This is a genomic window from Niallia sp. WK069_GA_01, assembly GCF_983173855.1.
Genome location: NZ_OZ470138.1, coordinates 1,926,714 through 1,952,262, shown reverse-complemented (window position 1 = coordinate 1,952,262; position 25,549 = coordinate 1,926,714). Strand labels below are relative to the sequence as shown.

General features: G+C 35.7%; 20 protein-coding genes. 3 read left to right on the top strand and 17 right to left on the bottom strand.

The features are described from left to right. Nucleotides 1-216: 216 nt before the first annotated feature. Nucleotides 217-660, bottom strand: a complete 444-nt coding sequence (locus AC5LWL_RS09165; protein WP_493434028.1) for a GatB/YqeY domain-containing protein — start codon at nt 658-660, stop codon at nt 217-219. A gap of 15 nt (nt 661-675) precedes the next feature. Continuing rightward, complete coding sequence (rpsU, locus tag AC5LWL_RS09160) at nt 676-849, bottom strand: 30S ribosomal protein S21 (RefSeq protein WP_003152957.1); 174 nt, start codon at nt 847-849, stop codon at nt 676-678. A gap of 559 nt (nt 850-1,408) precedes the next feature. On the opposite strand from rpsU, the gene AC5LWL_RS09155 reads away from it, so the two are divergent. Further along, nucleotides 1,409-2,326 (top strand): Na/Pi symporter, encoded by a 918-nt coding sequence (locus tag AC5LWL_RS09155; RefSeq protein ID WP_493434027.1) that lies wholly within the window; start codon nt 1,409-1,411, stop codon nt 2,324-2,326. Nucleotides 2,327-2,556: 230 nt separating this feature from the next. Here AC5LWL_RS09155 and deoC read toward each other — a convergent pair whose 3' ends face one another. From deoC to lepA, 10 genes are all read right to left on the bottom strand, one after another. Then, nucleotides 2,557-3,228: a deoxyribose-phosphate aldolase gene (deoC, locus tag AC5LWL_RS09150; RefSeq protein ID WP_493434026.1), complete on the bottom strand. Its 672-nt coding sequence runs from the start codon at nt 3,226-3,228 to the stop codon at nt 2,557-2,559. Nucleotides 3,229-3,362: 134 nt separating this feature from the next. Next, nucleotides 3,363-4,712: a tRNA (N(6)-L-threonylcarbamoyladenosine(37)-C(2))-methylthiotransferase MtaB gene (gene mtaB, locus AC5LWL_RS09145; RefSeq protein ID WP_493434025.1), complete on the bottom strand. Its 1,350-nt coding sequence runs from the start codon at nt 4,710-4,712 to the stop codon at nt 3,363-3,365. A 6-nt stretch (nt 4,713-4,718) separates the two neighbouring features. Continuing rightward, a complete protein-coding gene (locus AC5LWL_RS09140) occupies nt 4,719-5,462 on the bottom strand; it encodes a 16S rRNA (uracil(1498)-N(3))-methyltransferase (protein ID WP_493434024.1) in 744 nt (247 codons plus the stop codon). 193 nt (nt 5,463-5,655) lie between these two features. Continuing rightward, the gene (gene prmA, locus AC5LWL_RS09135; protein ID WP_493434023.1) at nt 5,656-6,597 is read right to left on the bottom strand and encodes a 50S ribosomal protein L11 methyltransferase; all 942 of its coding nucleotides are present in this window, start codon (nt 6,595-6,597) and stop codon (nt 5,656-5,658) included. Between the two features lie 19 nt (nt 6,598-6,616). Next, nucleotides 6,617-7,750: a molecular chaperone DnaJ gene (dnaJ, locus tag AC5LWL_RS09130; RefSeq protein ID WP_493434022.1), complete on the bottom strand. Its 1,134-nt coding sequence runs from the start codon at nt 7,748-7,750 to the stop codon at nt 6,617-6,619. Between the two features lie 410 nt (nt 7,751-8,160). Further along, the gene (gene dnaK / locus AC5LWL_RS09125; protein WP_493434021.1) at nt 8,161-9,990 is read right to left on the bottom strand and encodes a molecular chaperone DnaK; all 1,830 of its coding nucleotides are present in this window, start codon (nt 9,988-9,990) and stop codon (nt 8,161-8,163) included. Nucleotides 9,991-10,026: 36 nt separating this feature from the next. Beyond that, nucleotides 10,027-10,617 carry a nucleotide exchange factor GrpE gene (grpE, locus tag AC5LWL_RS09120; RefSeq protein WP_493434020.1) on the bottom strand — a complete coding sequence of 197 codons (591 nt, stop codon included), beginning with the start codon at nt 10,615-10,617 and terminating at the stop codon, nt 10,027-10,029. Between the two features lie 103 nt (nt 10,618-10,720). Then, a complete protein-coding gene (hrcA, locus tag AC5LWL_RS09115) occupies nt 10,721-11,749 on the bottom strand; it encodes a heat-inducible transcriptional repressor HrcA (protein ID WP_493434019.1) in 1,029 nt (342 codons plus the stop codon). Nucleotides 11,750-11,924: 175 nt separating this feature from the next. Further along, nucleotides 11,925-13,067, bottom strand: coding sequence for a radical SAM family heme chaperone HemW (gene hemW / locus AC5LWL_RS09110; protein WP_493434018.1), 1,143 nt, complete (start codon nt 13,065-13,067; stop codon nt 11,925-11,927). 284 nt (nt 13,068-13,351) lie between these two features. Then, nucleotides 13,352-15,187, bottom strand: a complete 1,836-nt coding sequence (lepA, locus tag AC5LWL_RS09105) for a translation elongation factor 4 (protein WP_493434017.1) — start codon at nt 15,185-15,187, stop codon at nt 13,352-13,354. 451 nt (nt 15,188-15,638) lie between these two features. Here lepA and AC5LWL_RS09100 point away from each other — a divergent pair, with 451 nt between their 5' ends. Continuing rightward, nucleotides 15,639-17,105, top strand: a complete 1,467-nt coding sequence (locus AC5LWL_RS09100) for an IS1182 family transposase (RefSeq protein ID WP_493434008.1) — start codon at nt 15,639-15,641, stop codon at nt 17,103-17,105. A gap of 656 nt (nt 17,106-17,761) precedes the next feature. Here AC5LWL_RS09100 and AC5LWL_RS09095 read toward each other — a convergent pair. Both AC5LWL_RS09095 and gpr read right to left on the bottom strand, forming a co-directional pair. Next, the gene (locus tag AC5LWL_RS09095; protein WP_493434016.1) at nt 17,762-18,121 is read right to left on the bottom strand and encodes a DUF3679 domain-containing protein; all 360 of its coding nucleotides are present in this window, start codon (nt 18,119-18,121) and stop codon (nt 17,762-17,764) included. A gap of 381 nt (nt 18,122-18,502) precedes the next feature. Continuing rightward, complete coding sequence (gene gpr / locus AC5LWL_RS09090) at nt 18,503-19,624, bottom strand: GPR endopeptidase (RefSeq protein ID WP_493434015.1); 1,122 nt, start codon at nt 19,622-19,624, stop codon at nt 18,503-18,505. A 517-nt stretch (nt 19,625-20,141) separates the two neighbouring features. Here gpr and rpsT point away from each other — a divergent pair. Then, nucleotides 20,142-20,408 (top strand): 30S ribosomal protein S20, encoded by a 267-nt coding sequence (gene rpsT, locus AC5LWL_RS09085; RefSeq protein WP_493434014.1) that lies wholly within the window; start codon nt 20,142-20,144, stop codon nt 20,406-20,408. A gap of 112 nt (nt 20,409-20,520) precedes the next feature. Here the strand turns inward: rpsT and holA are convergent, their stop codons facing one another. From holA to AC5LWL_RS09070, 3 genes are all read right to left on the bottom strand, one after another. Then, on the bottom strand, nt 20,521-21,552 hold the full coding sequence (gene holA, locus AC5LWL_RS09080) for a DNA polymerase III subunit delta (RefSeq protein ID WP_493434013.1): 1,032 nt from the start codon (nt 21,550-21,552) through the stop codon (nt 20,521-20,523). A gap of 834 nt (nt 21,553-22,386) precedes the next feature. Further along, a complete protein-coding gene (locus tag AC5LWL_RS09075) occupies nt 22,387-24,732 on the bottom strand; it encodes a DNA internalization-related competence protein ComEC/Rec2 (protein WP_493434012.1) in 2,346 nt (781 codons plus the stop codon). 175 nt (nt 24,733-24,907) lie between these two features. Then, nucleotides 24,908-25,492, bottom strand: coding sequence for a ComE operon protein 2 (locus AC5LWL_RS09070; protein ID WP_493434011.1), 585 nt, complete (start codon nt 25,490-25,492; stop codon nt 24,908-24,910). Nucleotides 25,493-25,549: the final 57 nt, after the last annotated feature.

Below are 25,549 nucleotides of genomic sequence, written 5' to 3'. Positions count from 1 at the left end.
CAAAATCAACATGATGTTACACACGAAGATTGTCTTGCAAATACAAGGGATAGGTAATGCACTCTTTATCGGACACTTTCTCTCTTATACTCGATTTTTGATCCTGAATATCTTTACTAAACCAAAATACTATAGATAAATTTAGTGTTTCTCCTTTTTCTTTTCAAGATGTAAAAAAGCTGCAGTTTTCACTGCAGCCTTTAAAACAAAATTAATTTATGAAAGGTGTTGTTGTACAAGTTTATTTACTAGTGAACCATCTGCTTTACCTTTAACCTTTGGCATTAAAGCAGCCATCACTTTTCCCATTTCTTTCTTAGAAGAAGCACCTGTTTCTGTAATAACAGCAGCAATAATACCTGCTAGCTCCTCTTCAGAAAGTTGTTCAGGCATATATAATTCAACATGCTGTAACTCCGCACGTACTTTGTCAACAAGATCTTGACGACCTGCTTTTTCAAACTCATGGAGGGAGTCCTTGCGTTGTTTTACTTCGCGAGAAAGGACAGATAATTCGTCTGCATCTGAAAGTTCACTGCCATTCTTAATGCTCTCATTTTGAATAGCTGCTTTTATCCCTCTAATAACAGTTAGTTTATCTTTTTCTTTGTTTTTCATCGCTTGCTTCATATCGGTATTTAAACGTTCGAGAAGACTCAATTAATACACCCTCTCTTAGAACTTACGTTTTCTTGCTGCTTCTGATTTTTTCTTACGTTTAACACTAGGTTTTTCGTAGAATTCGCGCTTTCTAGCTTCCTGCAAAGTACCAGTTTTTGATACTGAACGTTTGAAGCGACGAAGAGCATCTTCAAGCGATTCGTTTTTACGAACGACGGTTTTAGACATTCTCTTTCCCTCCCTCCGAACACAACACACTAACATCAACATGGTTTCCATGTACCTTGACATTATATTATATGAACGAAACAAGGTCAACTGTATTTCGCATAGTACTTGTAATTTTTTTAGAAAAAAGTAAAAAAATTTATTATCTTCATTTTTTTAAGACTGTTTTCACGAACTTTATGATGTATTTAACACAAAAGGAGACATGTTCATAGCAACCTAAATACAAAAGATCAGCACAAGCGTTTCTTAACCACTGAAAAAGTGTACCATGAACAATGAAAATAGGTCTTCTGATTAAGTTGTTTGTTTGTTGAAGCAGGGAGCAGCCGGAAAACACGAAGACTCCTATGGGATTAGCGGGACAGGCGAGACCCCGCAGGAGTTACTCCGAGGAGGCTCGACGCCCGCCCCATGGAAAGCGAAGTGTATTCCGGCTGCGGACTCATTGAGAGAGCAAGCCTTTTACAGGGTAGCTTAAAAATAAAGCAGATAAAACCGACTAGAATGGCATGTCCGTCTCCTTTCACACATATAGTTTCTCGAAGGAGTGAAAACATTGATATATATTGGACTATTTATTCTCTTTATCCTTTTCTTTATATTCGGAATGACATTATTGCGTACAGGCCTTTTTAATCTATCATCCCACTCATTAAAGATATGGTTGGAACGACTAACAGACAAACCCTGGAAAGGCATGATTATATCCATAATCATTACAGCTATTCTGCAAAGCAGTTCCGCCGTAATGGTCTTAACAATCGGACTTATTTCAGCAAGAATTCTGACATTTCCCCAATCCATTGGCATTATCCTTGGTACCAATATCGGCACTACTTTAACTACAGAATTTATCACCTTTAATATAGACCGTTTCCTCTTGCCCTTAGCAATAATAGGCGTACTCTTTATTTTAGTAAATAAAATGAAAATGAGAAGTATTGGATTTGTATTATTAGGAATATCCATTGTATTTACAACGATGAGAGGATTTAAATATTTCGCGAGCATTTTGCAGCATCAAGCATATATTGAACATTTTCTGCTCTATCTTGCTGACCGCACGCTTCTAGCCGTATTTGTTGGAATAATCATTACCGCTTTGATTCAATCAAGCACGGCAACAGTAGGGATTATAATGGGGTTTCTAACCGCTGGAATGCTTCCAATTGAAACCGGCATTGCTGTTATGCTAGGTTCAAATATTGGCACATGCATTACGTCCTATCTAGCTTCCGTGGGTGCACAAAGAGAAGCAAGACTATCTGCCTATGCTCATATTTGGTTAAATATTGGCGGAGTTGCCCTATTCTACCCATTTATTATCCCGTTAAAGGAAATCGTTGAAGCACTAACCCCCATAAAAGATGTTCAACTTGCCCACGCAAGTTTGTTATTTAATGTCATTACCTCTCTTTTAGTCCTTCCTTTTGCCCAAACATTCGGAAGGTGGATCATGAAAATTCATAAATAAGGAGAACATTTGTTGCAAGAGAGCACCAGTTAAATACTGCATTTTCTCCGCTTCTTTTCTTTTTTGAAGACTATTCAACTGAGATAGCCATGCCGCCAAATTTGCACAACGAAAGCAATTTAATTTTCAAGGCTCAGAGAGCCAGCCCCATTTTTCAAAGTAGTCCAAGCAAAAAAGCTGTCTCAAAAGTCAGTTAGCGACTTTGAAACAGCTTTTTATCACATGACGGATTAATAATCACTATTGCTAGTTAGGCCATTAACGATTGAAACGCCTGAGCTTGCACCAATTCGTGTAGCCCCTGCCGTTACCATTGCTTCTGTATCTTCACTGCTTCTAACCCCACCAGAAGCCTTTACACCGATATCCGGACCAACTGTTTTACGCATTAATTGAATATCAGCCACTGTTGCTCCACCTGTAGAAAACCCTGTGGACGTTTTAACAAAATCAGTTCCTGCTTCTACTGCCAAACGACATGCAGCTTCTTTTTCTTCATCAGTCAACAAAGAAGTTTCAATAATGACCTTCGTTAAAGCCTTTCCTTTTGCCGCTTGCACTACTGCTTTAATATCTTCTTTTACCAGATCAAAATTTTTATCTTTTAGAGCACCAATATTAATAACCATATCTACTTCCGTTGCACCATTTTCAATAGCATCCTTTGTTTCAAATGCTTTTACAGCAGATGTAGTCGCACCTAAAGGAAAACCGATTACTGTACAAACCTTAACATTTGTACCAGCTAATAATGCGCTAGCAGTTTTTACCCATGTAGGATTCACACAAACAGAGGCAAATTCATATTGTTTTGCTTCTTCACATAATGTATTGATTTGATTTTCTTGTGCATCCGCTTTTAATAAAGTATGATCAATCATTTTTGCTATATTTTTGCTCATTGTTTTTGCTCCTTTTCAGCAGTTATGTACGATTATTATAAAATCTTATTGCAATCGTTTACTAAAATAATGAACAATATAAGTGCCGTGTAAAAGCTACATACCGTTCACTTATATTGTTCTAATTATTCACTTTAAACAATTACTTTTTGTTGATCTACTGCATCCAGTACACGAACAAATTGGCCTTCATTTACCGGATATCCAGCCTTCGTTATTTTCACTTTAACAATTTGTCCAACCATTTCTTCATTAGCAGGGAATACTACTTTTAGATAATTATCTGTATATCCAACATATAAATTGCTGATTCTAGTATCTTTATACACTTCTTCTGGAATAACCTCAACTACTTCGCCTTCATATTGAGAAGCATACTCTTTTGCCAATTGATCTGACAATTCTATTAAACGATGAACACGTTCATTTTTAACTTCTTCGTCTATTTGATCGTCCATTCTTGCAGCAGGTGTACCTGTACGTTTGGAATAAGGAAAAACATGTAATTCTGAGAATTTATGTTCTTTAATAAAATGATAAGTCTCCAAAAACTCTTCTTCTGTTTCACCAGGAAACCCAACAATTACATCAGAAGTTATCGCTAAACCTGGCAATGCTTTTTTCAATCGAGTAATTCGTTCTGCAAAAAACTCCATTGTGTATTTTCTTCTCATTCTTTTTAAAACCGTATTTGAACCAGATTGAATTGGAATATGCAGATGATTAACAACAATATTAGATTGATCTAATACTTCTATTACTTCATCAGTAATTTGACTCGCCTCAATAGAAGAAATACGGAGTCGTTTCAAACCTTTTACTTGAGCTTCCAAATCACGAAGGAGACTTGCCAGATTATAATCTTTCATATCTTCTCCGTAGCCGCCTGTATGAATGCCAGTTAAGACAATTTCTTTATAACCAGCTTCCACTAGCTGCTGTGCTTGTCTAATTACTTCTTCTGGATTTCTTGAACGCATTAGACCTCTTGCCCATGGAATAATACAGAAAGTACAAAAATTATTACATCCCTCTTGAATTTTCAAAGAAGCTCTTGTTCTATCTGTAAAAGCAGGCACATCTAGTTCTTCATAAACACGATTTTTCATAATATTTCCAACTGCATTGATTGGTTGTCTTTCTTGTTTATATTGTTCAATATACTCCATCATTTTTACTCTATCTTGCGTACCTACCACAATATCCACACCTGGAATTGCCATAATTTCAGCAGGAGATGTTTGAGCATAACAGCCTGTTACACAAATAACAGCATCTGGATTTTTTCGAACAGCACGACGGATAACTTGTCGGCTTTTTTTGTCACCTGTATTGGTAACCGTGCATGTATTGATAACATATACATCGGAAATATTTTCATATTCGACTCGATCATATCCTTGTTGTTTAAATAATTGCCATATAGCTTCTGTTTCATAATGATTTACTTTACAGCCTAATGTGTGAAAAGCAACAGTTGGCATGATTATTCACCTCAATAATTCAAAATGATAGGAAACAGCAGATAATAAATACAAAGGTGCTGTTTCTGTTCTTAAAATTCTTGGCCCCAATCCACAAGTCTGAAACCCATTTTCTTTTAGTACTGCTACTTCTGTTTCTGTCAGTCCGCCTTCTGGACCAAATACAACCAATATCGATTGTCCTTTTTCCAAAGAAGTTAAATTTTGTGCAAGAATGGAGGATTCTCCTACTTTAGCCACTTCTTCATAGGCAATTAATTTCAAATCATAATTCTTGCCCAATTCAGCTAGTTGCTTCAGTTTCAATGGTGCAGAAACCTCTGGAACCCTTTTGCGATGGGATTGTTCTGCTGCTTCTTTTGTGATTTTATTCCAGCGGACAAGCTTTTTATCCGCTTTTTTTTCATCCCATTTCACAACGGAGCGAGTTGCAATAAAAGGAATAAACTGATATGCACCTAGTTCCGTTCCTTTTTGAATAATCCATTCCAGCTTATCCCCTTTTGGCAGTCCGCTCACAATCGTAACAAAAACCGGAAGTTCTGTATCCTCCTCCAACCATTGTATCACTTTCGCAATAATTTGGTTTTCGGTAATTTTTTCTATACAACAACAGGCTGTTTGCTGCTTGTTATTTACACAGAAAATTTCATCGCCAGATTTCATTCTCATTACTCTTGCAATATGATGATAATCATCTTCTTCTATGATAAAATTATTGTCCACATTGTCCGCAAAATATCGTTGCAATAGACTTACCTACCTTTTTCATATAAACTGGCTTTGCTAGCGAGGCGACTAATGTTTCGAGCAGCATGTAAGCTTGCCGTATATATTTTCTGAAAAAAACTACAAATTTTATTTGAACGAATTTTTTTCTATTAACTTAGTAGAGGAAGTTTTCGTACATCATTTTAAATGATGTATGAAACTCCCTCTGTTGTTAATTTATTTTTTTTGCTGTGATACTAACCCAGTCTTCCATTTGTACGGTTTCAACAATTTCTAATCCTGAATCAATAATAGCCTTTTTCACTTCTTCTTTTTTCTGTGAAATAATACCAGAAGCAATAAAGAAACCGTCCTTCTTCAGCAAACGATATACATCATCTGTAAAACGAATAATAATTTCGGCGAGAATATTGGCCACAATCACTTCTGCTTGCATATCAATGCCTTCAAGTAAATTATTTTGTTTAACCGTTGCTACTTCATGGACCTTATTTAACTTAAGGTTAATCTTTGCTGAATTTACTGCTACTTCATCCAAATCAAGTGAAAGCACGGACTTCGCACCAAGCATCGCTCCAGCAATGCTCAATACACCTGAACCTGTTCCAACATCAATAACAACATCTTCTTTATTTACTATTCTTTCCAACGCTTGGATACATAATACAGTTGTCGGATGAGTTCCTGTTCCAAATGCCATACCAGGATCCAATTCAATGATTAACTCATCGCTATTTACAGGTGTATAATCTTCCCATGTTGGCACAATCGTAAATTTTTCAGAAATTTTAACAGGATGATAGTACTTTTTCCAAGCGGTTGCCCACTCTTCTTCATTTACTTCCATGATAGAAACTTTATTCAAGCCAATATCAATATTATAAAGAATAAGATTATTTATCGATTCTTTAATTTCCTCCACTGTTTCGCCGAGAAAACTGTTAATTGGCAAATATGCTTTTACAAGTACACCTTCTTCAGGATAATCATCAGGATTTAATTGGTAGATTTCGCCGAAGCGGTATTCTCTTTCTTTAATCAATTCAAAGGGATCTTCAATAACGACCCCGCTTGCCCCAGCTTCGTGCAAAATATTAGAAATAGGTTCAATCGCTTCATTTGTTGTATGAATAGTGATTTCAGACCATTTCATTTTCTACCAACTCCTATCATTATTCACCTTTAAAGGCTCTTTTTACTTTGGAGAAAAAGCTTTCTTCTTCTTCCCCTTGTGGAGAAACTCCTGTAACTTCTGCAAATTCTTGCAACACTTGTTTTTGCTCATCTGTCAATTTCGTAGGTGTAATTAAGCGAACAATCACATGTTGATCTCCTACTCCATATCCACGAACATTTGGGATTCCTTTTGCTCTAAGACGGAATTTTGTACCTGTTTGTGTTCCTGCTGGAACCTTCAGTTTTACTTTCCCATGCAGTGTTGGAACTTCTACTTCATCTCCAAGTGCTGCTTGAACGAAGGTTATTGGCATTTCACAATAAACATCTTCTCCATCACGTTCGAAAAACTCATGTGAACGAATATGGAATACAACATATAAATCACCAGCTGGTCCGCCATTTACTCCTGGTTCTCCTTGAGCACTTACACGAAGCTGTTGACCATCATCTATACCTGCAGGAATTTTGATAGAAATTTTACTGCGTTTTTTCACCTTGCCTGCTCCACCACATGTAGAACATTTATGCTTGATTTCTTTTCCAGTTCCATTACAGTAATTACATGTTCTTCTATTTACGATTTTTCCAAATGGCGTATTTTGCTCCACATTCAATTGCCCTGTTCCACTACAGTGCTTACATGTAACTGGCTTAGTTCCCGGTTTAGCACCAGATCCTTTACAAGTTTCACATGTTTCTTCTCGTGGAATTTCAATTTCTGTATCTTTGCCAAATGCTGCTTCTTCAAAAGATAATGTCATCGTATATTGTAAATCTGCTCCCTGTCTTGGGGCATTCGGATCGCGTCTTCTTCCGCCTCCGCCTCCACCAAAGAAGCTGTTAAAAATATCTTCAAATCCACCGAAGCCGCCACCAAAATCAGCGCCGCCTCCGCCAAATCCTTGATTAGGATCTGTATGTCCAAATTGGTCATAATGTGCTCGTTTTTGGTCATCACTTAATATTTCATAAGCTTCTTTCACTTCTTTAAATTTCTCATCTGCATCTGCTTCTTTATTAATATCTGGATGATATTTTTTAGATAGCTTTCGATATGCTTTTTTTAATTCATCCTTAGAGGCTGAATTACTTACCCCAAGAACTTCATAGTAATCTCTTTTATTCATGATTACCACTCCCCGATTCTTTTCACATAAATGCTATTTTAACATTACGCTATTCTAAAGTACAATAGTTTTCCTATTTTTTAATAAAACTTCTGTTCACTGCATTCCGCAGCTGTTTTTTTGGATTATGCTGACAAAAAGAAAAGCCAAAGCCAAGATAACCTGACTTTGACTTTTCAGACTGTAAGATGTTGTTCAAAAAGTCCGGTAAAAATGACACGTCGAATTTCTTCGTTGGTTTGCTTATCCGCTTCTCACGTATAACTTAGAGGTTCTTCCACTAAAAACGCTCACGTCCTGTGAGCAACGTGGAAGTCATCACATCCTGTGAAAGGGTGATGCTCAAAGCTAAACCGCCTCGAACTTCTCGGTCCTTTTTATCCTCTTTTTGAACACGCACTGTAAGATGTTTATTTGTCGTCTTTTACTTCTTCAAATTCAGCATCTACTACATTATCGTCTTTTCCTGAACCTTGGCCTTCTGCTCCTTGAGCTTCTTGCGCCTGTTTAGCTGCTTCTTCATAAAGCTTCATAGAAAGATTTTGCACGATTTCTTGAAGAGCATCTTTTTTCGTTTTAATCTCTTCTAATTCGCCTTTTTCAATTGCAGCTTTTAATTCATCTTTCGCTTCGTTTGCTTTCGCTACTTCGCTTTCTTCTACTTTTCCTTCAAGGTCTTTCAACGTTTTCTCTGTAGTGAAAACAAGTTGATCTGCTTCATTGCGAAGTTCTACTTCTTCTTTACGCAATTTATCAGCTTCTGCATTTTCTTCTGCTTCTCTTACCATTTTATCGATTTCATCGTCAGATAATCCAGTAGAAGATTTAATCGTAATGGTTTGTTCTTTGTTTGTACCAAGATCTTTCGCACGAACATTTACAATTCCGTTTTTATCGATATCAAAAGAAACTTCGATTTGTGGAACTCCACGTGGTGCAGGAGGAATATCCGTTAATTGGAATCTTCCTAATGTTTTATTGTCTGCAGCCATCGGGCGCTCCCCTTGAAGCACATGAATATCAACTGCAGTTTGGCTATCAGCCGCTGTTGAGAACACTTGTGATTTTGATGTTGGAATAGTTGTATTACGCTCAATTAATTTAGTAAATACACTACCCATTGTTTCGATACCTAAAGAAAGTGGTGTAACATCAAGCAATACAACATCTTTTACGTCACCAGTGATAACTCCACCTTGGATAGCAGCACCCATTGCTACTACTTCATCTGGGTTTACACCTTTATGTGGTTCTTTGCCAGTTTCTTTTTTGATTGCTTCTTGAACAGCAGGAATACGTGTAGAACCACCAACTAAAATAACTTTATCTAATTCAGAAGCACTTAAACCTGCATCTTTTAGAGCTTGGCGAGTAGGCCCCATTGTACGCTCAACTAAATCAGCTGAAATTTCTTCAAATTTAGCACGAGAAAGGGATACTTCTAAGTGAAGAGGTCCAGCTTCTCCAGCAGTGATAAATGGTAAAGAGATTTGTGTAGAAGCTACACCTGATAAATCTTTTTTCGCTTTTTCAGCTGCATCTTTTAAACGTTGTAAAGCCATTTTATCTTTACTTAAATCAATACCGTTTTCTTTTTTAAATTGCTCTACTAAATAGTCGATGATTACTTGGTCAAAATCATCTCCACCAAGACGATTGTCTCCAGCAGTTGATTTTACTTCAAACACACCGTCGCCTAATTCAAGAATAGAAACGTCAAATGTACCGCCGCCAAGGTCATAAACTAAAATTGTTTGATCCTCTTCTGTTTTATCAAGACCATAAGCAAGTGCAGCTGCTGTTGGTTCGTTAATAATACGTTCTACTTCAAGACCAGCAATTTTACCAGCATCTTTAGTTGCTTGACGTTCTGCATCATTAAAATATGCAGGAACTGTGATAACCGCTTTTGTTACTTTTTCACCTAAATATTCTTCTGCATAACCTTTTAAATATTGAAGGATAATCGCAGAAACCTCTTGTGGAGAATAGCTTTTGCCTTCCACTTCTACTTTGTAGTCTGTTCCCATATGACGTTTAATAGACATAATCGTATTTGGGTTTGTAATAGATTGACGTTTTGCTACTTCCCCAACTTGTCTTTCCCCGTTTTTAAATGCAACAACAGATGGAGCTGTACGGTTGCCTTCTGGATTTGGAATAACTTTTGGTTCTCCGCCTTCCAGCACAGCAACACATGAATTTGTTGTACCTAAATCAATACCAATAATTTTGCTCATGGAAAATTCCCTCCAATTTTTTTATATGTAGTGCTTTTACTGACTTACTTTTACCATCGCAGGGCGAATAACTCTGTCTTTTAACATATACCCTTTTTGGAACTCATCAACCACTATATTCGGTTCTGTTCCTTCCACTTCCTCCTGCATTACTGCTTGATGAAGATGTGGATCAAACTCTTTCCCAACTGACTCAATTGGTTCCACGCCTTCTTTCTTAAGAGCATCTAACAAGCCTCTGTAAACCATTTCCACTCCTGTGTACAAACTTTGGGATTGTTCTCCAGTTGCTTCCATTTTTAATGCTCTTTCGAAATTATCAATTGCTGGTAATAAATCAACTGCTAAGCTTTGTGCTCTATATGTTTGCGCCGCTTCTAAATCAAGCCTTGCTCTGCGACGGGAATTATCGAAATCAGCTTGAAGTCGAAGGTAGCGATTCTCTTCATTCTCCAATTTTGTTTCTAATTCAGCAATTTTAGCTTCTGCTGCTTTCAAGTTTTCTTCAAGATTAGTTTCTTCGTTGGAAGGAGTTTCTACTTCTCCTAATACTTCTTCCACAATCTCTTCTTGAGTATTCACTGGTTGTTCTACTTCTTCATTGTTTGTTGTCTTTTCTTCTGCCAAAATGTTCACCTCCCTTAAATGAGATTATTTTTTATACAAGTATCCTGAATAAACCATGAAAATAAATTGGTCATTCTTCATTTAACCACTATTTCCAGCACTACTATTTTTGATACAATTTAGTTAGTACTTTTGTTAAATCATGTGACAAAAATCCTAATAAACTAATAACCCTTGAGTATTCCATTCTCGTTGGCCCTAAAATAGCAATAGAACCTATTTGTTCCTCCCCCATACTGTAAGAGGCAGAAATCAAGCTGCAATTTTCCATTGCACTATTATTATTTTCTCTTCCAATTTTAATATTAATTTCAGTCGAATTGTTGCGAATTAAATCATGAATTCCTTCTTCCTTATCGATCAAATTCAACAAATTTCTGATTTTATCAATATCATGAAATTCCGGCTGACTTAAAATATTCGTTTTGCCTCCAAAAAACAATTTTTCATGGGAATCCACCTTCATTGTTTCTGACAGAGAATGGAGAAAATAATCATAATGACTAATATGCTGCTGAAGAATAGTCGCCACTTCTTTGTAAATTTTATTATGCAATTTATCGAGAGGGACACCAAGCAGTCTATCATTTAATATATTTACTATTTTTTCTATCTCACTTGCATCAACTGATCCAGGTAAATGGAACATTCTATTCTCTACATGTCCCGTATCTGTAACAATAATGGCAGTGGCTGTATGCTCATTTAAAGGAATAATCTGGATTCTTCTTAATTTATTCTCTTTCATAGCCGGCCCAAGAACTATAGTAGTATAATTGGTTAAATCAGACAATATTTTTGCTGATCTTTGCACAATTTTTTCTAATTCATAAATTTTTTCTGCAAATACAGAGTTAATGGTTACTATATCTGTTTTATGCAGTTTTTGTGGTGCTAAAAGATGATCAACATAAAAACGATATCCCTTTTCCGATGGAACTCTACCGGAAGAAGAATGTGTTTTCTCTATATACCCAAGCTCTTCCAAATCGGCCATTTCGTTTCTTATGGTCGCTGAACTGAAAGAAATCTCTGTTTTCTTCGACAAACTTCTTGAGCCAACAGGTTGTGCGGATAAAATAAAATCATCAACAATTGCTTGTAAAATTAATAATTGACGATTTGTTAACACATTCATCACCTCTGTTAGCACTCTCATTCATTGAGTGCTAATTCTATTTATAAATTATCAAATAAACGGGGATCATGTCAATAATTTGGTTCTTTTTCTCTAAGAAAAATCATTTTTTCTTTCATTATTTGCAGACATTTACAATTTTTTAAGCACTCAACTGTATTTTAACCATTTATGCTTTGGTTCCAATAAAGGATTGAAACACTTCATTTCCTAAAAAGCGTCCCCGTTCTGTCAGTTTAATGAACTTATTTTCTATTGTGATTAGCTCTCTGTTCACTAGTACTTCTATTTCATTTTTAAAAAGAATTAATGGATCTTCGTTATATTTTTCCGCAAATAAACAAATATTTACTCCGTTATTTTTTCTTAATCCTAAAAACATTTCTTCTTCCATTTTTTCCATTTTTGTTACTGGATGATTTTCGAATAAAGGAAACTCATTTTGCATTAATGGTTCGATGTATTTTTTTAAGGGTCCATGGTTAGAACGTCTATTTCCTCCAACATAGCCATGTGCTCCAGCACCAAAACCAAAATATTGTTCGTTATTCCAATAAGTTAAATTATGAATGCTTTGATATCCAGGTTTGGCAAAGTTGCTGATTTCATACTGTTGAAATCCATGTTTGCTCATTTCTTCCAGTAACAAACCATACATCGAGGCTTCCGCATCCTCTCCTGGTGTCAGCAGTTTTCCTTTTCTTTGCAAGTTATAAAAAACCGTTTTCGGCTCAATAATTAAGGAATAACCAGAAAAATGTTCAATATCCAGTGTAAATGCAGTTTCTAATGTTTGCTTAAAATCTGCTATTGTTTGGCCAGGTAAACTATAAATTAAATCGACACTAATATTAGTAAAGCCAATCTTTTTCGCTGCCTCAATCGATGTAAATACATCTTCCGCTTTATGTGTTCTGCCAATACGTTTAAGCAAGTCATTATTAAAGGATTGAACGCCAAAACTTAATCGATTAACACCGCCATTATATAATGCTTTTAGTTTGTCTTCAGAAAGGTCTCCTGGATTCGCCTCAAATGTATACTCAACCTTTTTATCCATCGTTAATTGCTCGTTTATCATTCCGCAAAGTCTTTCTAACTGAGTTGCACTTAAAGCCGTTGGTGTCCCTCCACCAACAAATATAGTCGAGAGAGGATTTTTTCCGAATTGCGAAACGGTCATCTTTATTTCCTTTTCTAAAGCATCCAAATACTCGTTTACCGGCTGACCTTTTAAAAACACTTTATTAAAGTCACAATAATGACAGATATGTTCACAAAAAGGGATATGGATATATGCTGCTTTTATCAATTCCTCACAACCTTCTTAGAAAAGTGCATGCACCATTTCTTCCACGCCAGAATGCAAATGCTCCGGCCGATAAAAAGTGTTTTTTTACTTTTTAATCGGACAGCTTATTCCACAAAAGGCGATAGGGTGCTGAAGCTAGTCACTCATCTATTTTTAAAATTTTTATTACTCTCATCTATAATAAATTATATTCATGAATACATTTTCTATCCAAAAAAACAACGGAGGGGCAAAACAAGAAAAGAGGTTAGCAGCTTATTAGCAACCTAACCCCATTATTTATGTTATTTTTTCGTATTGTTGTCATCCATTTTTAAAACAGCCATGAACGCTTCTTGCGGTACCTCAACAGATCCTACTTGTTTCATTCGCTTTTTACCTTCTTTTTGCTTTTCTAACAATTTACGTTTACGTGATATATCTCCGCCATAACATTTAGCAAGTACGTTTTTACGCATCGCCTTAATTGTTGAACGTGCAACAATTTTTTGGCCGACTGCTGCTTGTATTGGCACCTCAAAGTGTTGGCGTGGAATTAATTCTTTTAATTTTTCCACAATAATTTTCCCACGTTCATAAGCAAAATCTTTATGCACAATAAAGCTCAGTGCATCCACTTGTTCACTATTTAATAAGATATCCATTTTCACAAGTGTAGATGGTTGATAGCCAATTAATTCATAATCAAAAGAAGCGTAACCTCTTGTATTTGATTTTAACTGATCGAAGAAGTCATATACAATTTCAGCTAATGGAATTTCGTACACTATTTTCACGCGAGTTTCGTCCATATACTGCATATCAATAAACACACCGCGTTTTAGTTGGCATAATTCCATGATAGCACCAACATATTCATTTGGAGCCATCATTGTCGCTTTGACATATGGTTCCTCTACTCGATCGATTTTTTGTGGATCTGGCATCGCTGATGGGTTGTCAACGTTCAATTCAGAACCATCTGTCAAAATAACATGATAAATAACACTTGGTGCTGTAGTAATTAAATCAATTTTAAATTCACGTTCAATCCGTTCTTGAATGATTTCCATGTGCAGAAGTCCTAAGAACCCACAACGGAAACCAAAACCTAATGCCTGAGATGTTTCTGGCTCAAATTGAAGAGCAGAGTCATTTAATTCTAATTTTTCCAGTGCTTCACGCAAATCATTAAACTTAGCACTGTCAATTGGATATAATCCGCAATATACCATTGGATTTAATTTTCTATAGCCTGGCAATGCTTCTGTTGCACCATTTTTTGCACTTGTAATTGTATCCCCAACACGGGTATCTCCTACATTTTTAATAGCTGCAGTCAAAAACCCAACGTCTCCAACAGAAAGTTGATCCATAATAACTGGTTTTGGATTATATACTCCTACTTCAATTACTTCAAATTCTTTTCCTGTTGCCATCATTTTAATTTTATCACCAGGTTTTACAGTACCTTCAACCACACGAATGTATGTAACAACCCCTCTATATGCATCATATAAGCTGTCAAATATAAGTGCTTTTAATGGACCCTCTGGATCTCCCTCTGGTGCTGGCACCTTTTCCACAATCTGCTCTAGAATTTCTTCAATCCCGATTCCAGCTTTTGCAGAAGCCAATACTGCATCTTGGGCATCCAAACCTATTACCTCTTCAATTTCATTTCGTACTCGTTCAGGATCAGCACTTGGTAAATCAATTTTGTTAATAACAGGCATAATTTCCAAATCATTGTCAATGGCTAAATAAACATTCGCCAAGGTCTGTGCTTCAATTCCCTGTGCAGCATCCACTACCAATACTGCTCCTTCGCATGCTGCTAAACTACGAGATACCTCGTATGTAAAATCGACATGTCCAGGAGTATCAATTAAATGAAATGTATAAATTTCTCCGTCTTTTGCCAAGTATTTTAATTGAACTGAATTTAATTTGATCGTAATTCCACGTTCTCTTTCTAAATCCATAGAATCAAGAAGCTGATTTTTCATTTCACGTGAAGTGAGTGCATTCGTTTTTTCTAAGATTCTATCAGCTAATGTTGATTTTCCATGATCTATATGAGCAATAATCGAAAAATTACGTATTTTTGATTGTCTTTTTAGCATTTCTTCTCTGTTCATTTTGTTCACTCCCACAATAATCGCACATGTACACTATTTTTGATTATAGCAGTGTGATTAACAAGATTCAATCAAAACTAGATAGGAAAAAACAAATCCAACTTTTTATGATTGTTTATAAAGAGATAACCTCTATATTTATTCATCCTGCTAAAAACCTGCAGCAGCATCTATTTTAACAGAAAAACTATTTTTATTTACTCAAACTTCATACCATCAAATTCGTTTGTAAGTCTTGATAGTACTCGGTTTAGAACAATAAAATGGGAGGCTTGTTTTTTATTGTGGAGGTTGCTTTCCGCGGGGCTAAGCTTGAGCCCCCTCGGCGTTGCCGAGGCCACTGAAAAAGTCCTTTTTTTTACTTAGGAAGTCGAAAGTTCATTCTAAATGACCTTTTGACTGCCTTTTGTTTTATAATGAAGAGATCAAATGTATGTAGGTGGTATATAAAATGATTTCCAATCAAGAATCTTTCACACTTAGTCCGTTTTTATCTATTTATGATTTCGTTGTTCCAAAGGATAATATGCTTCGCCAAATAAATGAGCTAGTGGATTTCTCATTCGTTCTCGAAGAATTAAAGACAAAATATTGTCTGGTAAATGGTCGCCATGCCGAGCCGCCGATCCGTATGTTCAAGTATCTCCTTCTAAAATCAATTTTTGATTTGTCAGATGTAGATGTAGTGGAACGTTCTCGGTACGATATGTCGTTTAAATTCTTTCTCGATATGGCACCAGAAGATGCCGTCATTGATCCAAGCTCGTTAACGAAATTTCGTAAACTCCGTCTTCAAGACGTGAGTTTATTAGATATGCTAATCGGCAAGACAGTGGAGATTGCATTGGAGAAAGAAATCATGAAAAGTAAAACCATTATTGTAGATGCTACCCATACAAAAGCGCGTTATAATCAAAAGTCACCGAAAGAATTTTTACAAGAAAAATCCAAAAATGTCCGAAAAGCCGTCTATCAAATAGACGAATCCATCAAAGAAAAATTCCCGCAGAAAACAACTTCTAATGAAGTAAAAGAGGAGTTGGATTACTGTAAAGACATCATTTCTGTTGTGGAATCCGAACCACAAGTCGCTTCCATCCCTGCCGTTAAAGAGAAACTGAATGTGCTAAAAGAAGTGGTGGAAGATTATACAGAACAACTACATTTTTCAACGGATCCAGATGCACGTGTGGGGCATAAATCAGAGGATTCTTCTTTCTTTGGATATAAAACACATATCGCGATGAGTGATGAGCGAATTATAACAGCGGCAGTAGTGACAACAGGCGAAAAAAGCGATGGAAAATATCTTCAAGAGTTAATAAAGAAAAGTAAAGAGACAGGAATGAAAATAGATACAGTTATCGGGGATGCAGCTTACTCCGAGAAAGATAATATTCGCTATACGAAAGAAAATGAGCTGGAACTTGTTTCTAAATTACATCCTCATATTACCCATGGAGCAAGGACAAAAGAAGAAAAATTTTCCTTTAACAAAGATGCGGGAATGTATGTCTGCAATGCAGGTCATATGGCTATTCAAAAAAAATATGATGAGCGAAAGAATCAAGATAAAAACCCTCGAATCAAGTACCTTTTTGATATTGAAAAATGTAAAGTTTGTCCTTTTCGTGAAGGATGTTATAAAGAAGGAGCGAAAAGTAAGTCCTATTCTGTGACCATCAAATCAACGGAACATAAAGAACAGGAGGAATTTCAAGGTACGGAAAAATTCAAAGAACTAGCGAAAACTCGCTATAAGATTGAAGCGAAAAATAGTGAACTAAAACACAGACACGGGTATGAAACAGCCTCCTCCTCGGGTTTATTTGGTATGCAAATTCAAGGAGCGACAGCGATATTCGCTACCAATCTCAAACGAATAATCAAATTAATGCAAGAAAAAGACAACAAATAGAAAAGAATACGAAAGAAAATAGGCAAAAAAAGAAAGTTTTCTGTCAAATTTTTGACAAAAAGCTTTCTTTTTTTTCTATCGTAAATTACTAAAAGAAAAACAATAGGTTTTTCAGTGGCCTCGCGTTGCCTCGCGGGGTCTTTAGCCTTCCCACATTTCCCGCAGGAGTCTTCGCACCCCCCGTTACAAGCAACCTGTTTTAGAATAAGTTCTTGTCTTCGAATTTCATGACAAGGTATGATTGCAAACATATTAGCGTTGATTTTTTTATGTTGTTATTCAACGTTGTTCTACCAAAATGTGCCGCTTTTAGTCTATTCTATAAAGTGGGACAGCAACTAACGAATCAAAACGGCTTGATTGGAGTGAAAGGTGCGAGACTCCTGTGGGATTAGCGGGTTAGATGAGACCCCACAGGCGTGCCGAGGAGGCTCATCGCACGCCCCACGGAAAGCGAGCATCCTGAAACGAGAATCTTGCCCCTATTTATAAGGAATAATGTTTGCAAGATTAATCAATCACCCTTTTCTCATTGCTCTTAACCAAGTTATAGCAATACATGAAAAAGAATTTATAACTGCGAAGTTTGATTTATTTAAATTCATAAAAAAAGAAACTGGTGTAAAATGCAGATGCTTCCTCATCCGCCTAGTACACTAATTCCCCTTTTCCTTATCTTTGTCATCCAAAACTCCTCCGAAGAGATCCACTCCTTTTTGAGCAAGAGAGGACATACTGTCTGCAACCCCTTTTCCAATACCTGAAAATAAATTAAATGCGTTGATTTCTTCTAGTTTTTCTTTCTTTTTTTGTAAATCATGGCTAGATACATCTTGTCCGAGCATAGAAGCTTCTACATTTCCATCTTTTTTTTCAATCGATATGGCGCTGGAGAAATTTTTATCTTCATACCCTTTCATATTTTGAATGCCGCTGTGTGCCTGTTGCATTCCAAATAACACACATATAAACATAAGAAGGGCAATGAAAATTGCACGCATCGTAAAGATTTTCACCTAATTTCACCTCATGTTTCTATCTAGAATGAATTTTTTTACTAGTATCTATTTTCAACACTACTATTTCTTCTAGTATCGATACTAGGAAAAAAAGGTTCCGTACACTCTCAATAAGTCCGCAGTCAGAATACACTTCGCTTTCCATGGGGCTGCGCTTAAGCTTCCTCGCTGCACTGCAGGGTCTCGTCTTTATCGCATTCCCGCGAGAGTCTTCGTGTATTCTGACTGCTCCCTGCTTTAACAAACTACGAGCTAAATCAAATCGCTTGTTTCAAGCGTTCATTGTGCAAATTTGTTTACATGGGTTTCTACTAAATAATATGTACTTACTAGGAAAGATAGAACCAAATGCTATTTTTCCCTAGTGATTATCCGAATTTAATGTGTATTAAACCCTACATTTTCTTGGTTAATTGCTTTATGCAGGGAAGCGTTCAAGCCATTTGCCAGAAGGTTAGACATGTCTTCTATAAAGACATCAACCTCTTTAGGTGTAACCATTAAATTATGACCAATTGGCGATAATACTTCATAAATCAACTTTCTTTTTTCCTCTTCAGGAAGCGTTCCGATAATGCCAAGAAATGTTTTTCGTTGTTCTTCTGCTGGCAAATCTTCTTCTTTCAATACCTTCTTTTCACCAAAGTTTAACCCAGCAGGAGCTAATGCCCTAGAAGGTTTATTTCCTTCTTTCAGTTCTTTTCCAAAATGTTTTAAAATATAGTCGATTGTATCGCTTGTAATGGAAACAGCATCCACAACAGTTGGAACTCCGATTGCTATAACCGGTCTTCCCAATGTGTTTTCACTAATTTCTTTTCGTTTATTGCCAACACCAGATCCCGGATGGATTCCTGTATCCGAAATTTGAATCGTTGCATTCACTCTTTCAATCGATCTAGATGCTAATGCGTCGACTACAATAACAAAATCAGGATTTGTTTTTTCCACTACTCCTTTTATAATATCGCTCGTTTCTATTCCAGTAAGTCCCATTACTCCTGGTGAAATCGCACTAACTGGACGATAGCCTTCTTCCACATTTTCTGGCTGCAATTCATATAAATGTCTTGTTACTAGAATATTTTCACAAACTAAAGGTCCTAAAGCGTCTGGAGTTACATTCCAATTTCCTAACCCTACCAATAAGCAAGAAGCATTTTCTTTAATATTCTTCTGCTTAAGAAATTGGGAGAATTCAGCTGCAAATACCTTTTCAACTTCGCTTTGCAGCTTGCTGTCCTGCTGTCTAATTCCAAGTACTTCAATCGTTAAGTACATCCCTGTTTTTTTGCCTATTAGCTGTTCCCCTTTTTTTGTTACTTCCAAATAGGAAATTTTGATTCCATTTTCATCTTTTTCTTTAATGATAACTCCATCTAGTTTGGACTGGTTGGGCTGCTGTTGCATTTTGCTTTGTGTTTGCAGTGCGATATCTTTCGCCTCAATAGCTAAATCGGTTCTTACCGAATACATGCTTAAATCTAAATCTTTTTTCATTGTTGTCTCCTCCGAAGCTTCAGTGATTTTATTCTTAGCTTTTCCTAGTAAAACAAAAAACATTCATGTCATCATGAAAGTATAAATAGTCTTTCTCGAATAGTCCGCAGCCTGCATACACTTCGCTTTCCTGCAGGGCCTCGTCTTTCTCGCATTCCCGCGTGACCTTCGTGTTTGCAGGATGCTCTCTGCTTCAACTTAGTTCAAAAAACAAAATAGTAAGCTACTTCTTTCCATGCGCCATAGTGTAAATTTTGTTTGTGCGGGTGTCTGCTTTGTTCAAAGTAAAAATCTATCTATATTAAAACAGCAAAAAAAGATAGCTTTTTCTGCTGTTTACGTATAAACTGAAAGAACATGTCATTCTATTGTTTGATGTTTTATTCAAATTAAGTGGATAGTATTGCATTATTACTTCTCATTTGATAAAATATCTTTTGTTCTTTAAGTTTTTTTTAGGAATGTAAAATCGGGTAATGAACAAAACCCGATGCTTCTTTTTAGGAGGTGAACGTAAATGCCAAATATTAAATCTGCTATTAAACGTGTGAAAACTAGTACTGCTCGTAATGCTCAAAACACTACAGTTAAATCTGCAATGCGTACTTCTGTTAAAAAGGCTGAAGCTGCTATTGCTCTTAACGACGCAACTGCTGCAAATGAAAGTTTTGTAGACGCTGCTAGTCATTTAGACAAAGCTGCTGCAAAAGGTCTTATTCATAAAAATGCTGCTGCACGTAAAAAATCTCGTTTAGCTAAAAGAAAAAATTCTTTAAACGCTTAATGAGTTAAACACAGGCTATCATCTTATGATAGCCTTTTGTTATGCACAAAAAAGCCTGCCCTAATTGGCAAGCTTATCATAGCCTTCTCGCATTTCTAATCACATCGCATAATCAATTCCTTTTTAAATCCTCATTTAATTGGAACAAAATCATTTCAATAATCATATTTTTGTTCATTCCCCCTGTTTTCATCTGATAATCTGCCTCTGCAAATAAACCAATACATTTCTTTAGTTGTTCTTCCGTAAACTTTTGGGCTTGACCTGCTGCTAACTTCACACGAAAAGGATGCACCTTTAATACTGAAGCAATTTGCTGTTGTCCATATCCTGTTTGTGCCAATCCTTTCACTTGATAAATTAAGCGAAATTGATTTGTAATAATAGCCAATATTTTTAATGGTTCTTCATTTTGTTTTAGCAGATCATAATAAATTCTTAATGCTTGGTCTATTTGCCGCGAAATAATCTTATCCACTAATGTGAAAATATTCTGCTCTAATGACTTTGCTACAAGCTCTTCCACGATTTCCTTCGTAATTAATCTAGAGTCTTGAACATATAATGCCATTTTATCCACTTCACTCGTTAATAAAAATAAATTAGTTCCAGCAAGCTGAAGCATCGTTTCTAGCGCAGCTTCATCCATTTCCACTTTATTATAGGAAGCTCGCTGCTTCATCCAGTTTTTTAATTCTGCTTCCGTTAATTTTTTCGCTTCTAAAACAGAAGAATTTTTTTTTAATTCTTTTGTAATTTTTTTACGCTCATCCAACTTTTCATAATTACCGATAAATACTAAAATAGTATACGGTGATGGTTCCTTTATATAAGCTTCTAGTTTTTTTACATTATGCTCTACTTTTGATTTAGTCTTTTCTGCCGTTAAAAAGAATGGATTATGTAATAAAAGGACCTTTCTTTCACCAAAAAAAGGAATAGTTTCCGCATCCTCTAGTGCTACTTCAATAGGTGTTTCTTCTAAATCATAAGACGATAAGTTAAAATCTTCTTCATCTATATCAACAGCCGTTTGAATTAATAATTGCTTCGTTTCATTTATTAAAAAGGCTTCTGTTCCATAAAGCAAATAAATGGATGCAAACTCTTTTTTCTTTATATTTTTCCATAAATTTTGTATCAATTTTCCCTCTCCGTTCTATCTATATCGGACAATAAAAACGGTTAATTTACGCCTTCAATCAACTAGTTATCTTTATTAAAATCATACTTTCTAGCAGCAGACTCTGGTCTAGAATGCGCAAATTGTTTTCCATTTGTCCAAAAGCTTAATAAGCCAATGTTGCTTCATCAATATTTCTTTCTTCTATTATCCTAAATAAGCTGCGCAATTTTTACAAGTCACAAAAACAGAAAGAGAAAACCAAACGGGAATCTTTCCTGCTGTATTACAATGAAATTGTTTAATTCCATTATAACTTATCGCATACAGGTTCGATTCTTTTTCGGTTTCCTCTTTTGATCTATAATGAACATTACTTAATAAGGCCTAGGATACTTATCAAGCAACGGTACACTTTATCCTTAAAGCAGTTAGGCGCCGATTCAAGATTTAAAGCTTTTCTACTACTTAATCCTTCTTAGCATTTCCTTATAACATCAAAATATTGGTGTCAAGTCTTGTCAGTTAAGGTAATGAAAGTGACATCAATAGAACGAAGAAAAGCGCGTGGCGCCTTATTTAGCCCCGAAGAAAAATGATTACCTGATAATTTAAATAGAAAATATAATTCTCTGTCCATGATGCAAATTTTTATCAGCATGGACGTCTACCTAAAAACCGAAAAACAGAAAGAATATATGGGGAATTAGATTCTTTCTGTTTTTGTATTCCTTTATTACTTTTGAATTAGCAAGAAGAAAACATCAGGAAAGACCGTTTTTTCATGCTTTCGAAAGCAGCTTAAACTTATCTATCAGGAGGAAAAAGCGGTACTAACATTTGCTTCTGTATAGTTTATGGTAGCTGCATAGAAAATGTGCCTTCTTTTTGATGATATTTATAAGTAATAGCTCCATTTTCATCTGTTCTCCAGATCAAAATATTTTCTGCTTGTAATCGTTCTAATACATCTTTATGTGGGTGGCCATAACGATTATTTTTTCCAGCAGATATAACAGCAGCTTTTGGTTTTATCGCGTGTAAGAGCTGTGCAGATGTAGACGTTTTACTGCCATGATGACCAGCTTTTAAAATATCTACAGTTAACATAGGGTATTTTTGCAAAAGTTTTTTCTCTCCTTCTTCTTCTAAATCTCCAGCAAATAACCAGTTCAATCCACCAATGTTTCCCTTTATTACAATAGAACTCGCATTTTTATTTTCGGCGTAACGATCAATGGGTGATAATATATCAAAAGAAGCGTTACTGCTTGTCCAACCTTGACCAGCTTTTACATAAGTAATAGGTATACCTTTTTTGTTTGCGATACCTAAAATAGCTTGCTCTTCCTGGCTAGGCTCCATCACCGTATCTGGAAAGACAATTTCTTTCACTTTTAGCGATTTTAACACCGCCATCGCTCCACCAATGTGATCTACATCACCATGTGTAAGAATTAACTTATCGATTATGCTAACTCCTTTACTTTTTAAATACGGGACAACTATATCCTTCCCTACTTCAAATGGATTCTTTTTCATTTGCCATTTTTCTTGATCCCATACAATTGTTCCTCCAGTATCTATTAAATATATCCCCTTTCGATAGGGCTCCTTTATAAGAATGCTATCTCCTTGCCCAATGTCTATAAAGGTTACTTCTCCAAATGGAGAATATACACTTTCCATATACAGCATTCCTAATAAAATAAAAGGAATACAATATAGACGCCATCGCTTGTATAGTGTATTTTCATATAAAAAGAAAAATAGAGGGAGTCCAATCATAAATAATACGATTAGAAAAAGAGAAGGTTTTCCAAAAATAACAGTACTAAACGGAAGGGCGGATACTCTTTGCACCATATTATCCGATAATCGCAACAGCATATCGATTGGAAATAATAAGGAAGAAATAATAGTCGGAGTTAACAAGGAAATAGCAAAAACAACAAGAAAGTACGGTAGCACAATTACAGAATAAAACGGGATAAAGATAATGTTGGCGAAGAGAGATAATGTTGGGAGTTCATAAAAATAAAACAAAATAATTGGCAGTACAGAAAATTCGGAGATGAAAGTAGTAAATAACAAGGTTTTTATCGGGGGAGAGGAAGACTGAATCAACATGGAGGAAGACACTAATAAAAAAATACATACCGTAAAAGATAATAAAAAACCAACATCAAATAATACTTTTGGTTCGTAAAAAAGGTATAAAAGGAAAACAAAACTTAGTATGTCAACAGAGGAAAAAGAAGCGAAAAGTTTCGATTTTCTTTTCACGAGAATTAGCATAGACATGGAAACTGCCCGGTTCACACTAGGACTTAATCCAGTTAAAACTGCATACATCGGCAAAATAAGCAGTAAAATGGTAACGGCTTTTTCTTTTGTAGCACCTAAACGTATGAGAAGAAAATATATTATGCCAACAATCACGATAATATGAGAACCGGAAATAGCAAGTAAATGAATGATACCTAATTTTTGATAAGCTGTTTGCACTTCATACTCTATCCATTGCCGGTCACCAAATATAAGAGCAATCGCCATTGCCTTTGTATTATCTGTAAAATATTCTTCAATCCAATTACTTCCTGCTTGTCTTGCTTTTTTCAATTCCATTAAAATAGTTGGTTTCGTCTCAGAACACTTCTTAATAGAAAGATCGTCTACTTTTAATTGCCAATAAATCGATTGATTCTGCAAATATTTTTGATAATCAAAACCATTTTCATTTCTTGCAACAGCTGGTTCTTCTAAAGCTCCTGTTACATTACATGTCTTTCCTATCATTTTTTGTTTTTGATAAAAACCTTTTTCCGATTCGGTTTTTAGCTTATAGGACAAAATTAATTTTTCATTATTTGTAGTTTCTTTTCCAACGACACTCCATTTATCCCCATTTATCATTGGTACGTCCGTTATTATAATAGTGAAATTTGTTTTCAAAGGAGGAATATTTGTATGAGAAAGCCGTTTTTCCGATTCGGCTCTTAAAAAGAGAACAAAGAAGAGGAGTATAATCATATATGTGGAACGAAAAGAGAGCCTTCTCCATGTTTTTAACCATGTTATATACAAAAGAAAAAGCAAAAAGAATATGGCGGTATGAATATATACGGAAAGCACAGCAAACAAGCCTGCTACCCCATAATAGAGCAGTCTGTTTTTAAAGAAAAAAATAGTTTGTTTCATTTTCTAATTCCCCCTATGTCTACTCAGAAAAAAGGCTTTGGCTCTCTCCATAAGTCCGCAGTGGGTATACATTTCGGTTTCCGCAGGGCGAGCGAAGACCGAAATGTATACCCACTGCTTGTCTTAATTGTCACTATGGATATTTCTAGTATTCCATTTTTCTGTTGCCTCTTTTTTATACAGAAGAGGTGTCCGTCATCTTTATAAAAAATAATTCCTGCGCTTTTTTTTGGATATCTTCCATTTCTGTGTTATCTGTTGTCGCATTGAGCTTATTCATCATAGATTGAACGAATTGTTGCTTTTCATCATGCTTTGCGTCTAAAATAACATCTTTATTTTCCACTTGCTTTGTTAATACTCCAGCCTGTTTAAATAGCTCGACAGCATAAGGATGATTTTTATAGTCTTCTGCATAATAAACTGTTTTTATGCCTGCTTGAATGAGCGCTTTACAGCATTGCAAACATGGAAAATGCGTAACATAGATGTCAGCTCCTTCTGATGCCACACCAAATTTAGCACATTGTAATAATGCATTCATTTCTGCATGAATGGTACGAACACAATGATTATCAATTACATAACATCCTTCATCAATACAATGCACTCCACCTGCAATGCTTCCGTTATATCCACCTGCAATAATGCGTTTGTCTCTTACTATCGTGGCACCAACAGCTAATCTCGTACAAGTGCTTCGCAGTGCAAGAAGCTCACTTTGTGCCATAAAATACTTATCCCAAGAAATTCTATTCATTACTATCACCTCTATAAACTTCAATTAAACATTATATCGTTTTTCAACAATCGTTTT